Raw genomic sequence first — 12,802 nt, 5'->3', positions numbered from 1 at the left:
CTGCCCCGGGCAAATCCGCCGGATGTCGGCCTGTAGGTCGGCCGGGGGAACCGGTCGGTCACCCACTGCGTCCAACTTCGGATGGCCCGGACAACGACACTCCACGACCCCCGACAACAACCCTGCACCGGCACCCGCACGAAAGGATGAGACCTGTGGACCACCGATCTTCACGTCGCCCCTGGCTCGCCCCCCTCTCGCTCTGCGCGGTCGTCGCCCTGAGTGCCTGCGGCTCCGACTCCTCGGACGGCACCGTCACCCCGCAGGACGCCCCGACGGCCGAGAGTCCGGCGACCGACCTGTCCATCGAGGTCACCGACGGGCGGACGACCACCTGGCAACTCACCTGCGACCCGGCCGGCGGTGACCACCCGGACGCCGAGGCCGCCTGCGCCGCCCTGGAGAGCAACGGCGACAAGGCCGTCCCGACCACTCCCACCGACAGCGTCTGCACCCAGATCTTCGGCGGCGAGCAGACCGCTGTTGTCACCGGCACGTGGCAAGGTAAGGCCGTGAACGCGACCTTCAGCCGGCAGGACGGCTGCGAGATCTCGCGCTGGGACGCACTCACCCCCCTTCTGCCGAAAATCACTGAGCCAAGCGCGCAATAAGGCCGGATTCGGCGACCGTCGCCGGACCTCCCGCCCGCCCCAGAATCCCCTGCTCACCTCCGGCGTCCCAGGAGGAAGATCACGAAAACCCCCCGCATCGGACGGAACCGGGCACAAGCCGTCCGAAAGGGGTGTTTTCCAGCGGCTTCCCAGGGCTTATGGTGACGATCACAGCCGGGGGTTGTTCGGAGCGTGCCAGAGCGGGCAGCTCGTCCGGTGTCGGTCCGGCACGCTCGTGCCCGGCCGGATCTCTATTCAGTGGGGGCTGAAATGATCAGATCTCGTGCGGCCGGCGGTTTCATTGCGACGGCGGCGGTCTCCGGTCTGCTCGTCGCTCTTCCGGCCGCCACCGCGTCCGCGGCGGCGACCGACTGCCCGGCGGCGCTGCCCACCGCCGACGCGGTCGACGGGGTGGGCGGCACCGGTTACACGGTCGAGCGCGGCACCACCGCCGAGCCGTTCAGCGCCACCGTCCTGGGCCGGATCACCGACGGGATCGCCCCGGGCATCGACATGATCATGGCCGAGGTGGACTCCCCCGCCCTGGAACGGGCGGGCGGGGTGTGGGCGGGGATGTCCGGCTCGCCGGTGTACACCGGCGACGGCAAGCTGATCGGGTCGGTGTCGTACGGTCTGGCGGCCTCCTCGAAGATCGCCGGGATCACGCCCGCCGAAGACCTGATGGCCCTGCGCGGCAGCGCCACCGGGGCCCGGAAGATCTCGGTGCCGAAGTCCCAGGCCGCCCGGATCGCCAAGACCGGCGAGGCCTCGAAAGCGCTGGCGGCCAAGGGGTTCGAGCGTCTGCCGGTGCCGGTCAGCGCCTCCGGCATCGCCAAGAAGAACACCGGGCGCTACCTGGCCGGCCTGGAGAAGAGCAGCGGTCTGGCGGTCCGCCGGGGCGGATCCGCGATCGGCGTCGGGGCCGAGTCCTCACCCAGTGAGATCTTCGCCGGTTCCAACTACGCGGCGTCCCTGTCCTACGGCGACATCTCGCTGGTCGGCCTGGGCACCACCACCTATGTCTGCGACGGCACCGCGGTCGCCTTCGGCCACCCCTTCCTGTCGGCCGGGCGGGCCGAGTTCGGCGTGCACCCGGCCTCGGCCGTCTACGTGCAGGAAGACCCGGTGTTCGGGCCGTTCAAGGTGGGTAACGCCGGCGGTGTGGTGGGCACGGTCACCCGCGACAACACGGCCGGCCTGCGCAGCACCCTGGGCAGCGCCCCGAAACACCGGTTCCCGGTGACCACCTCGCTGGTGAACGAGGACGGCAAGGCGGTCAAGGGCCGCACCGTGGGGGTCTACCAGCCCTACGCCGCCGACATCGCCGCCCTGCACCTGCAGAGCGCGGTGGTCAAGGCCAACGGCGCCCAGGGCGCCGGATCGTCCGAGGTCAGGATCACCGTCACCGGCACCCGGGCCAAGGGCAAGAAGTTCCGGCTGACCCACACCGACCACTTCGCCGACACGTACGACATCAGCTACGCCACCGCCGACAGCCTCTACTTCATGCTGCTGCCGCTGATCGACCAGCCGTACGAGAAGGTGAACATCACCGGTGTGAAGGTCACCGGCAAGGTCACCACCGACGTGGAGCAGTACCGGGTCACCGGGGTCCAGACCAAGAAGAAGGGCAAGTGGGTGCCGGTCAGGAGCACCCAGAGCGTGACCTCCGGCTCCACCGTCCCGCTGCGCGCCACGCTGAGCGCCTACCGCAGCAACCGGAAGGTCACGGTCCCGATCTCGGTCGCGGTGCCGAAGCGGAGCAGCGGCTACACCGGCGTGCTGACCATCTCGGACGGCCTGGGCGCGGCCACCACCGGTAAGGAACCGAACTCGCTGAACGGCCTGCTCGCCCAGATCCGCAACACCCCCTCGAGCGATTCGGTGGTCAGCCGGATCGACCTCGACGCCCCGCGGGGCGGGGTGCGCAGCAGCGTCCGCGAGACCCGCCTCGACGCGGCCGTGAGCCCCTACCAGAAGCTGGTGTCCATCACGGTCAAGTAGCGTCCCCCACCTCAAGGGCTCCCGTTCCGTCCGGACCGGGAGCCCTTGTCGTTCCCGGGGCACCCGAAAAACCCGGCACGCTCAGCAGAAACACCCGGCACGACATCGAAAGCTACTCACCGCTAACACTTTCCGAGGCCCTATGGTGATGCTCGCCACCTGGGGAACCGGTGTCCGCGCTCCTGCGGCACCGGCCCAGAGGCTGCCCGGCACAGCGGTGCCGGGTGTCCCGGACAAGTGGGGGCTCCATGTCCAGAAGTCGTACAACCACCGGGTTCGCCGCCGGAGCAGTCGTCTGCGGCCTGCTCGTGGCGGTGCCGGCGATGAACTCGTCGGCCGCGAACCCGGCCACCAAGGCGGCGGCCGCGTGCCCCGAGGCACTGCCCACCGACAAGGCGGTGGACGGGCTGAAAGGCACCGGCTACACGGTCGAGAAGGGCAACCAGGCCGACCCGTTCAGCGCCACCGTGCTGGGCCGGATCACCGACGGCATCGGGCCCGGGATCGACATGATCATGGCCGACGTCGACTCGGCCGCCCTGGACCGGGCCGGCGGGGTGTGGAGCGGGATGTCCGGCTCGCCGGTCTACACCGCCGACGGCAAGCTGATCGGGGCGGTCTCGTACACCCTGACCGGCGGCAACACCAGCATCGCGGGTCTCACCCCGGCCGCCGACATGCTCGCCCTGCGCAACGATCCGTCGAACGCCCGGGGCCGCGCCGCCACCACCGAAGCGAACCAGAAGGTGGCGGTCAGCAGCGACAAGGCCGCCCGGATCGCCCGGACCGGCGAGGTCAGCACCGCCCTGGCCGCCAAGGGTTTCCGGGCGGTCTCCACCCCGCTCACCGCCACCGGCCTGGCCAAGAAGAACACGGCCAAGTTCCTGAAGAACATCGAGGCCTCCAGCGGCACCACCGTTCGGGTCGGCACCGGGTCGGGGGCCAGTGCCACCGTCAAGTCCTCACCCAGCGAGATCTTCGCCGGCTCCAACTACGCGGCCGCCCTCTCGTACGGGGACGTCTCGTTCTACGGTCTGGGCACCACCACCTACGTCTGTGACAAGACGGCGGTCGCCTGGGGCCACCCGCTCCTGTCGGCCGGCCCGGTCAGCTACAGCGCCCACCCGGCCCAGGCCCTGTTCGTGCAGCGCGACCCCCTCTTCAGCCCGTTCAAGGTCGGCAACCCCGGTGGCGTGGTGGGCACGATCACCTGGGACGGCACGGTCGGCCTGCGCAGCACCCTGGGCCAGAACCCGGAGCACCAGATCCCGGTGACCACGTCGCTGACCAACGACCACGGCAAGAAGTCCACCGGTAAGACGGTGGCGGTGTACCAGCCCTGGGCCGCCGACATCGCCGCCACCCACCTCCAGGCCGCGGTGGTGAAGGCTCTCGGGGCCCAGCCGGCCGGTTCGTCCGAGATCAAGATCGTGATCAAGGGCAGCCGCGCCGACGGCAAGAACTTCAAGATCACCCACAAGGACTACGTGGCCGACACCTACGACATCAGCTACGCCACCGCCGACCGGCTCTACTCGCTGATGTGGCCGCTGATCGAGCAGGAGTACGAGGAGATCCAGGTCACCGGGGTGGAGATCACCGGTGAGGTCTCGACCCAGGTGCGCCAGTACTCGGTCAGCAAGGTGCAACTGAAGGACCAGAACAAGTGGGTGGCCCTGAAGGACGTGGAGGTCGCGCCGGGGGCCAGCATCCCGCTGCGGGCCACCCTGAAGGCCTACCGCAGCACCGACACGATCACCGTCCCCCTCACGGTTTCGGTTCCTGACGAAAGCCCCAGCGGCTCGACCGGCAGCCTGAGCATCGACGCCGGTGGGGGTCTGGTGTGGGACGAGGAGGAGCCGGAGGAGGAGCCCGCCGACTCGTTCGAAGAGCTCATCAAGGAACTGAACAACCAGCCGTCCAGCAACACCCTCGTCAGCCGCGTCGACATCGACCCGGGCGACGGTTCGGACGTGCTCAGCAGCACCCGTGAGGCCGACGTGGAAGGTGCGATCGCCTCGTACTACGACTCGGTCTCGGTGACCGTGAAGTAGTCGTCGTTCTCCGGCCGGGGCCCTCGTTCGATCGTGAGCGGGGGCCTCGGCCGTTACTTCAGCAGCCGGGACATCCGGCGGTCGGCCAGCACCTTGCCGCCGGTCTGGCAGGTGGCGCAGTACTGCAGGGACGAGTCGGCGAACGAGACCTCGCGCACCACGTCACCGCAGACCGGGCACTCCTGGCCGGTGCGCGCGTGCACCGCCAGCCCGGCCCGTTTCGCGTCCTTCAGCTCCTTGGCCGGTTTGCCCGAGGCCGCCGAGACCGCGCTGCGCAGCGTGTTCTGCAGCGCCTCGTACAGGGTGCCCACCTGCTCGTCGTCGAGCTTGGCGGCGATCGCGAACGGCGACATGCGGGCCACGTGCAGCACCTCGTCGCTGTAGGCGTTGCCCACCCCGGCGATCACGCTCTGGTCGCGCAGCAGACCCTTGATCTGCTGCCGCTGCCCGCGCAGGATGCCCGCGAAGACCTCCTGGGTGAAGCTCTCGGCCAGCGGGTCGGGCCCCAGGGTGGCGATGCCGGGCACCTGTCCGGGGGCCTTCACCACGTAGATCGCCAGCCGCTTCTTGGTCCCGGCCTCGGTGAGGTCGAACCCGGGCGTCGACTCGTCGTCCTCGTCGTCGAGCCGCGGGGTGAACCGCACCCGCAGGGCCAGCGGGCTCTTGCCCGGCTTGAGCATCGTCTTGACCGCCGTGTCGTTCCACCGCAGCCAGCCGCCCCGGGCCAGGTGGAAGATCAGGTGCAGGCCGTCGGCGTCCAGGTCGATGAACTTGCCGTGCCGGTGCACCGCGGTCACGCTCAGCCCGCGCAGGGCCCCGGGCTGCGGGTCGTACGTCTTCAGCGCGCTGATCGCGCCGATCTCCACGCTGTCCACCACCCGGCCGACCAGCCGTTCCCGCAGGAAACCGGCCAGGGCCTCGACCTCCGGCAACTCAGGCACGCCCCCAGCATGCCCCGGCACCCCCCGGTCTGTCAGTCGGGCGCGAGGGCTCGTTCCGGAACCTCAGATGAGAGGGCTCTCATCCGACTCTCATCGAGCAGCGTCCCCGCCTCCGTCAGGGTGATGCCCATGGGACGAAGGAACGTGCTGATCACCGCCGCGCTGCTGGGCGTCGGCGGGCTTGCCGTGTTCGTGTTCGCCAGCGCGGCCTCGGGCGATGCGAGCGACCTGGACGCCGATCTCGGCCCGGCCGTGGTCGCCGGCACCGAGGCCGCCGGGAGCACGGCCTCCCCCTCCGCTCAGGACGCCGCCGAGCCCTCCGCCACCTCCCCGGCGGCAACCCCCACCGCCACGGCCACCCCCACGGTCACCGCCTCGGCCGGGTCCGAGGTCAAGAAGGTGGCCCCGCCCAAGCCCAAGAAGGTGGGCGACGACGATGACGACGACGGGGACGACGGGGACGATGAGGATGACGAAGACGATGACGACGACGATGATGATGAGTGACGATGACCGGACACACCGCGGTCCTGCCCGAACGCCGTAGCGGGCTGATGCGGCGCATCACGTTCGGCGTCCGCACCCGGATCCTGGCCACGGTGCTGCTGCTCAGCGCCCTGGGCATGCTCCTGGCCGGCAGCAGCATCGTGATCATGCAGCGCAACGCCCTGGACGAACGGGTCAACACCTCGCTGCGCGGCGAGGTCGAGGAGTTCACGGCGATCGCCAGCCCGCCCAAGGACACCCCGGCCACCCGGTTCACCTCGGTGAGCAGCCTGCTCGAGGCGGCCATCGCCAAACAGGCCCCGGACCGCGACGAAGCGTTCCTGGCGATGCTCGGCAGCGAGCGCTGGGAGCCCAGCTTCGAGCAGTTCATCAACCTGAACAACGAGCAGGCGGTGGTCGGCGCGGTGACCGCCCTGGGCGCCGACGCCCCGACCCGCCTGCGCGAGGTCACCACCACCTCCGGCCAGCGGATCCGCTACGCCGCGATCAAGGTCACGGTGCCCGGCGACCCGGGGGTGGGCAGCTACGTCGTCGCCCAGAGCCTGGACCGCAACGCCAAGCAGATCAGTGAGATCGCCACCCGGTTCACCCTGGTGTCGCTGGTCTCGCTGATCGTGGTGGGGGTGGTCGGCTGGCTGGTGGCCGGCCGGCTGCTGGCGCCGCTGCGCCAGCTGCGCACCACCGCCGAGCGGATCTCCCACACCGACCTGACCGAACGGCTCGAGGTCTCCGGCTCCGACGACGTCAGCGAGATGGCCGCCACCTTCAACCGGATGCTCGACCGGCTGGAGAGCGCCTTCCGGGCCCAGCAGGAGTTCCTCGACGACGCCGGGCACGAGCTGAAGACGCCGATCACGATCATCCGTGGTCACCTGGAACTGATGGCCGCGGGCGACGAGGCCGACGTGGAGGAGACCCGGGTGCTGGTGATGGACGAGCTGGACCGGATGGCCCGGCTGGTGCAGGACCTGATCCTGCTGGCCCAGACCCGGCGCCCGGACTTCGTCCGCCGCGAGCCGGTGGCGGTGCGCGACCTGATGGCCCTGGTGCTGGACAAGGCGGTCGGCCTGGCCGACCGGGACTGGCGGCTGGACGAGCAGACGCCGGTCTGGATCAACGCCGACCCGCAGCGGATCACCCAGGGCCTGCTCCAGCTGGCCCACAACGCGGTGAAGTACACCGCCGCGGGCCAGGTGATCGCCTTCGGCAGCCGGGCCGAGGCCGGGGTGGTGCACCTGTCGGTGCGCGACACCGGTCCGGGGGTCTCGGCCGAGGACGCCGAGCGCATCTTCGAGCGGTTCGGACGTGGCGCCGACGCCCGCCGGGTGGAGGGCTCCGGGCTGGGGCTGTCGATCGTGGGGGCGATCGCCGCCGCGCACGAGGGCTCGGTGTCCCTCTCGTCGGCGCCGGGCGAGTCCGGCGCGATCTTCACCCTGACCATTCCGCAGGCCCCCGTGCCCGCCTCAGCAACGACCGTCCCGATGGTGCAGGAGGTGCCGTGAACCGGATCCTGGTGGCCGAGGACGAGGACCGGATCGCCTCGTTCGTCTCGAAGGGCCTGCGGGCCGCCGGTTTCACCCCCACCGTGGTGGGTGACGGGGTGAGCGCCCTGGACTACGCCACGACCGGCGAGTTCGACCTGCTGGTGCTGGACATCGGGCTGCCCGGGATGGACGGCTTCGAGGTGCTGAAGCGGCTGCGGTCGGGCCGGAGTTCGCTGCCGGTGATCATCCTGACCGCCCGGCAGTCGATCACCGACACGGTGGCCGGGCTGGAGGGCGGGGCGGACGACTACATGTCCAAGCCGTTCCGGTTCGAGGAGCTGCTGGCCCGGATCCGGCTGCGGCTGCGGGAGGATCCGCGGGAGCCGGAGGCGACGGTGCTCACGCACGGCGCCCTGGCGCTCGACCTGCGCAGCCGCCGGGCCGCGGTGGAGGGCCGCACGGTGGAGCTGTCGGCGCGGGAGTTCGCGCTGGCCGAGACCTTCATCCGGCATCCGGGGCAGGTGCTCAGCCGGGAGCAGCTGCTCAGCCACGTCTGGGGCTACGACTTCGACCCCGGCTCCAACGTGGTCGACGTGTACGTGCGCTACCTGCGCAAGAAGCTCGGCGTGCAGTGGTTCGAGACGGTGCGCGGGATGGGCTACCGGCTGGTCGAGGTGGCCTGAGGATGGCGTTGGAGATGCTCACCGGCCCCGACGCCGGCGACCTGCTGGAGGCCGCGGTCTCGACCGCCGGTGGGCACCTGGAGGACTGGCGGGTGACCCAGGTCGACCATCGCGGGGAGGTCACCACGGTCGCCTACCAGGCCACCGTGCAGTGGCCGACCGGGCGTACCGACGACGTGCTGGGAGCCACCTCGCTGGCCGCGGGCGACGAACCGCCCCAGGTCCCGGGCACGCTGACGTTGTCGGACGGGCAGAACCGGGTGTGTGTCTGGCGGCTGCCGGACGATCCCGGGCTGCCCGGGCTGAGCACGGCACTGAGCACCGAGGCGCTGCCCGGGCTGCTGCGCTCGTTCGGCCTGGACCCGCAGGGGCTGCGCACCGAGGTGGTCTCGTACCGGCCCAAGCGCCGGGCGGTGATCCGGGTCAGCTCGGCCGGGGGCGTGCTGTACGCCAAGGTGCTGCCGCCCGCAGACGTGGAGGCGCTGCACCGACGGCACGAGATGCTCTACGAGGCAGGCGTTCCGGTGCCGCACAGCCTGGGCTGGACCGACGATGGGCTGCTGGTGCTGGAGAACCTGCCCGGCACCCCGCTGCGCCGGCGGCTGCTGTCCTCGAACGCCGCGGGCTCCGGGGAGGCCGGGCTGCCCCGTCCGGAAGAGCTGATCTCGGTGCTCGACAAGTTCCCGCCCGGGGTGCTGGGACTGAACCGCCGCCGTCCGTGGAGCCGCCGTGCCCCGCAGTACGCCGAGATGATCGGCCGTTCGCTGCCCACCGAGGCGGCCCGGGCCCGGCAGCTCGCCGACGTGGTCGCGGCCGGGCTGAAAGGGGTTCCGCTGGGCAGCGACCCGACCCACGGTGACTTCTACGAGGCGCAGCTGACGGTGGACGCCTCGGGCCGGGTGGTCGGTCTGCTGGACGTGGACACGGTCGGACCCGGCTCCCGGGCCGACGACCTGGCCTGCGCGCTCGCGCACTGCGAGGCCCTGGCGCTCAGCTCCGAGCGGCACGCGGCCCGCTCGTACGCCCTGTCCCGGCTCTGGCGGCCGGTTTTCGAGCAACAAGTGGACGCTCTCGGGCTGCGGTTGCGCACGGCGGGGGTGCTGATGAGCCTGGCCACCGGCCCGCACCGGGTGCAGCGGCCGGACTGGGAGGCGGCCACCAGCCGGATGCTCGACCGGATCGAGGAAGTGCTCCAGGGCCGCCCGGCGCCGGAGTGAGCGGCCGGTGGGCGCCGCGGGCCGTAGGGCCACCGGAGAGGTGCCTACCCATTGGATAACCTCCTGACCGAACGCTGTCCGTGCCGTCAGGAGGATTCATGCCACACGACCGGGCCGGTCAGCCGGCGCAGCCGGAAGACCTGATCGACGTCGCTCACGTCGTGACCAGCTACTACACCGTCCAGCCGGATCCGTCCGAGGCCGCCCAGAAGGTCTCGTTCGGCACCTCCGGCCACCGCGGCAGCAGTCTCAACGGCTCGTTCAACGAGGCCCACATCGTCGCCACCACCCAGGCGATCTGCGACTACCGCGCGGGCCAGGGCATCGCCGGGCCGCTCTTCATCGGCCGGGACACCCACGCCCTGTCGGAACCGGCCTGGGCCAGCGCCCTGGAGGTGCTGGCCGCCAACGGCGTGCGCACCCTGGTCGACGACCGGGACGGCTACACCCCCACCCCGGCCGTGTCGCACGCCATCCTGCGGTACAACCGGGGCCGGGCCGGTGACGACTCCGGCCGGGCCGACGGCATCGTCGTCACCCCCTCCCACAACCCGCCCGCCGACGGCGGTTTCAAGTACAACCCGCCGCACGGCGGGCCCGCCGACACCGACGCCACCGGCTGGATCGCCAACCGGGCGAACGAGCTGCTGGCCGCGAAACTGGCCGGGGTGCAGCGCATCCCGTTCGCCCGGGCCCGCACTGCGGAGACCACCGCGGGCTACGACTTCCTCGGCACCTACGTCGACGACCTGCCGAGCATCCTCGACCTGGACGCGATCCGCGAGAACGGGCTGCGGATCGGGGCCGACCCGCTGGGCGGGGCGGCGGTGGCCTACTGGGGCGAGATCGCCGAGCGCCACCGGCTCAACCTCGAGGTGGTCAACCCGCTGGTCGACGCCACCTTCCGGTTCATGACGCTGGACTGGGACGGCAAGATCCGGATGGACTGCTCCTCGCCCTCGGCGATGGCCTCGCTGATCGGGGCGAAGGACCAGTACGCGATCGCCACCGGTAACGACGCCGACTCCGACCGGCACGGCATCGTCACGCCGGACGGCGGCCTGATGAACCCCAACCACTACCTCGCGGTGGCGATCAGCTACCTGTTCGCCTCGCGGACCGGCTGGTCGCCCGACGCCGGGATCGGCAAGACCCTGGTCTCCTCCTCGATGATCGACCGGGTGGCCGCCGACCTGGGCCGCAAGCTCGTCGAGGTGCCGGTCGGGTTCAAGTGGTTCGTCCCCGGCCTGCTGGACGGATCGGTCGGTTTCGGCGGCGAGGAGTCGGCCGGGGCCTCGTTCCTGCGCAAGGACGGGACGGTCTGGACCACCGACAAGGACGGCCTGCTGCTGGCCCTGCTGGCCAGTGAGATCACCGTGAACACCGGTAAGACGCCCAGCCAGCACTACGCCGATCTGGTGAACCGGCACGGCGATCCGGTGTACGCGCGCATCGATGCCCCGGCCACCCGGGAACAGAAGGCGGTTCTGGCCAAGTTGTCGCCCGAGCAGGTCACCGCCACCGAACTGGCCGGCGAACCGATCACCGCCACCCTGACCGAGGCCCCGGGCAACTCGGCCGCGATCGGCGGGCTCAAGGTCACCACCGAGAGCGCCTGGTTCGCCGCCCGCCCGTCCGGGACGGAGGACGTGTACAAGATCTACGCCGAGTCCTACCGCGGGCCCGAGCACCTGGCTCAGGTGCAGCAGGCCGCGAAGGACCTGGTGAACGCCGTGCTGTAGAGCTGAGAAGGACAGGACCGAGAAATGACGCCGACCACCACCACCGTCACCCCGGTCCTGTCCACCTCGGCCGTGCCGCCACTGACCGCGCTGGTGCGCGGGGCCCAGAGCCACCGGGCCGCGGTGGACCGGCTGCTCGCCTCCTACCGGGCGATCCCGGCCGGGCAACGGGTGCGCCTGGCCAAGCGCACCTCGAACCTGTTCCGCACCCGCAGCCAGGGCACCACCACCGGGCTGGACGTGAGCGGGCTGGACGGCGTGATCTCGATCGACGTCCAGGCCCGCACCGCCGACGTCCAGGCGATGTGCACCTACGAGACGCTGGTCGCGACCACGCTGCCGTACGGCCTGATGCCCCTGGTCGTGCCCCAGCTGAAGACCATCACGCTGGGCGGGGCGGTGACCGGGCTCGGCATCGAGTCCACCTCGTTCCGCAACGGCCTTCCGCACGAGTCGGTGCTGGAGATGGACATCCTCACCGGCGACGGCGACCTGGTCACCGCCCACCCCGAGGGTGAGCACGCCGACCTGTTCCACGGTTTCCCCAACTCCTACGGCACCCTCGGCTACGCCACCCGCCTGCGGATCGAACTGGAGCCGGTGCACGCGGCCGTAGACCTGCGGCACGTGCGCTTCGACGACCTGGACAGCCTGGCCCGGGCGATCGAGACGATCAGCACCGACCACCGCTGGGAGGGCACCGAGGTCGGCTTCCTCGACGGGGTCGTGTTCTCGGCGACCGAGGGGTACCTGACCCTGGGGTCGTGGACCGACGAGGTGGGCGGCCTGAGCGACTACACCGGCGCGGAGCCGTACTACCGGTCGATCCAGCGCCGTTCCACCGACCGGCTGTCGATCCACGACTACCTGTGGCGCTGGGACACCGACTGGTTCTGGTGCTCGGCCGCGTTCGGCGCGCAGAACCCCACGGTGCGCCGCTACTGGCCGGCCCGGCTGCGGCGCAGCGACGTCTTCCACCGTCTGGTCGGCCTGGAGACCCGGTACGGGCTGGTCTCCCGGCTGGACGCCTGGCGGGGCCGGCCCGCCCGCGAGCGGGTGATCCAGGACGTGGAGCTGCCGGTCGGGCGCACCGCCGAGTTCCTCGGCTGGTACCTGCAGAACGTGCCGATGACCCCGGTCTGGCTGTGCCCGCTGCGTCTGAGGGAAGGCTCCGGCACCTGGTCGCTGTACCCGCTGCGGCCCGGCGAGACGTATGTCAACGCCGGGTTCTGGGGCACCGTGGCGATCGGGCCGGGCCAGGCCGACGGCGCCAAGAACCGCGAGATCGAGCAGGCCGTGGCCGAGTTCGGCGGGCACAAGTCGCTGTACTCGGACGCCTACTACGACGAGGAGACGTTCTGGGCCGCCTACGGCGGCGAGAACTACCCCGCTCTGAAGGCCCGGTACGACGGCGACGGCCGCCTGCTGGATCTTTACTCCAAGGTCGTGGGCCGTCACTGAGGTACGGCCGTCCGGGCGAATCCCGATCTCACTCGGTGGACGTCGGGCATTGATCGTCACATTTTCAACTTGTGCCTGAGGCAACTGAAAATTTTGTC

General features: G+C 70.8%; 10 protein-coding genes. 9 read left to right on the top strand and 1 reads right to left on the bottom strand.

The window, feature by feature from the left end; translation table 11 throughout:
* Nucleotides 1–155: 155 nt before the first annotated feature.
* From LWF15_RS15665 to LWF15_RS15655, 3 genes are all read left to right on the top strand, one after another.
* Nucleotides 156–611, top strand: coding sequence for an SSI family serine proteinase inhibitor (locus LWF15_RS15665; RefSeq protein ID WP_232811547.1), 456 nt, complete (start codon nucleotides 156–158; stop codon nucleotides 609–611).
* 270 nt (nucleotides 612–881) lie between these two features.
* Nucleotides 882–2,615 carry a SpoIVB peptidase S55 domain-containing protein gene (locus tag LWF15_RS15660; RefSeq protein ID WP_232811546.1) on the top strand — a complete coding sequence of 578 codons (1,734 nt, stop codon included), beginning with the start codon at nucleotides 882–884 and terminating at the stop codon, nucleotides 2,613–2,615.
* A gap of 248 nt (nucleotides 2,616–2,863) precedes the next feature.
* Nucleotides 2,864–4,669: a SpoIVB peptidase S55 domain-containing protein gene (locus LWF15_RS15655; protein ID WP_232811545.1), complete on the top strand. Its 1,806-nt coding sequence runs from the start codon at nucleotides 2,864–2,866 to the stop codon at nucleotides 4,667–4,669.
* Between the two features lie 53 nt (nucleotides 4,670–4,722).
* Here the strand turns inward: LWF15_RS15655 and LWF15_RS15650 are convergent, their stop codons facing one another.
* Nucleotides 4,723–5,610, bottom strand: coding sequence for an Fpg/Nei family DNA glycosylase (locus LWF15_RS15650; protein WP_232811544.1), 888 nt, complete (start codon nucleotides 5,608–5,610; stop codon nucleotides 4,723–4,725).
* Nucleotides 5,611–5,739: 129 nt separating this feature from the next.
* Here LWF15_RS15650 and LWF15_RS15645 point away from each other — a divergent pair, with 129 nt between their 5' ends.
* From LWF15_RS15645 to LWF15_RS15620, 6 genes are all read left to right on the top strand, one after another.
* A complete protein-coding gene (locus LWF15_RS15645) occupies nucleotides 5,740–6,117 on the top strand; it encodes a hypothetical protein (protein WP_232811543.1) in 378 nt (125 codons plus the stop codon).
* Between the two features lie 2 nt (nucleotides 6,118–6,119).
* Complete coding sequence (locus LWF15_RS15640; RefSeq protein WP_232811542.1) at nucleotides 6,120–7,619, top strand: sensor histidine kinase; 1,500 nt, start codon at nucleotides 6,120–6,122, stop codon at nucleotides 7,617–7,619.
* Complete coding sequence (locus LWF15_RS15635; protein WP_232811541.1) at nucleotides 7,616–8,284, top strand: response regulator transcription factor; 669 nt, start codon at nucleotides 7,616–7,618, stop codon at nucleotides 8,282–8,284. The genes LWF15_RS15640 and LWF15_RS15635 overlap by 4 nt, the downstream gene beginning before the upstream one ends.
* A gap of 2 nt (nucleotides 8,285–8,286) precedes the next feature.
* Nucleotides 8,287–9,501, top strand: a complete 1,215-nt coding sequence (locus tag LWF15_RS15630; RefSeq protein WP_232811540.1) for a phosphotransferase — start codon at nucleotides 8,287–8,289, stop codon at nucleotides 9,499–9,501.
* 98 nt (nucleotides 9,502–9,599) lie between these two features.
* Entirely contained in the window at nucleotides 9,600–11,243 is a 1,644-nt protein-coding gene (gene pgm / locus LWF15_RS15625; RefSeq protein ID WP_232811539.1) for a phosphoglucomutase (alpha-D-glucose-1,6-bisphosphate-dependent), read from the top strand.
* Between the two features lie 93 nt (nucleotides 11,244–11,336).
* Nucleotides 11,337–12,704, top strand: a complete 1,368-nt coding sequence (locus LWF15_RS15620) for an FAD-binding oxidoreductase (protein WP_408623360.1) — start codon at nucleotides 11,337–11,339, stop codon at nucleotides 12,702–12,704.
* Nucleotides 12,705–12,802: the final 98 nt, after the last annotated feature.

The organism is Kineosporia rhizophila (assembly GCF_021277265.1).
In the GTDB taxonomy this organism is placed as follows: Bacteria; Actinomycetota; Actinomycetes; order Actinomycetales; family Kineosporiaceae; genus Kineosporia; species Kineosporia rhizophila.
This window is presented reverse-complemented; position numbering and strand designations above follow the sequence as displayed.

Excerpts from the sequence above, each read along its gene's own strand:
- LWF15_RS15660 (WP_232811546.1), top strand. The coding sequence starts at position 882 with ATGATCAGATCTCGTGCGGCCGGCGGTTTCATTGCGACGGCGGCGGTC.
- LWF15_RS15655 (WP_232811545.1), top strand. The coding sequence starts at position 2,864 with ATGTCCAGAAGTCGTACAACCACCGGGTTCGCCGCCGGAGCAGTCGTC.
- LWF15_RS15645 (WP_232811543.1), top strand. The coding sequence starts at position 5,740 with ATGGGACGAAGGAACGTGCTGATCACCGCCGCGCTGCTGGGCGTCGGC.
- LWF15_RS15640 (WP_232811542.1), top strand. The coding sequence starts at position 6,120 with ATGACCGGACACACCGCGGTCCTGCCCGAACGCCGTAGCGGGCTGATG.
- LWF15_RS15630 (WP_232811540.1), top strand. The coding sequence starts at position 8,287 with ATGGCGTTGGAGATGCTCACCGGCCCCGACGCCGGCGACCTGCTGGAG.
- pgm (WP_232811539.1), top strand. The coding sequence starts at position 9,600 with ATGCCACACGACCGGGCCGGTCAGCCGGCGCAGCCGGAAGACCTGATC.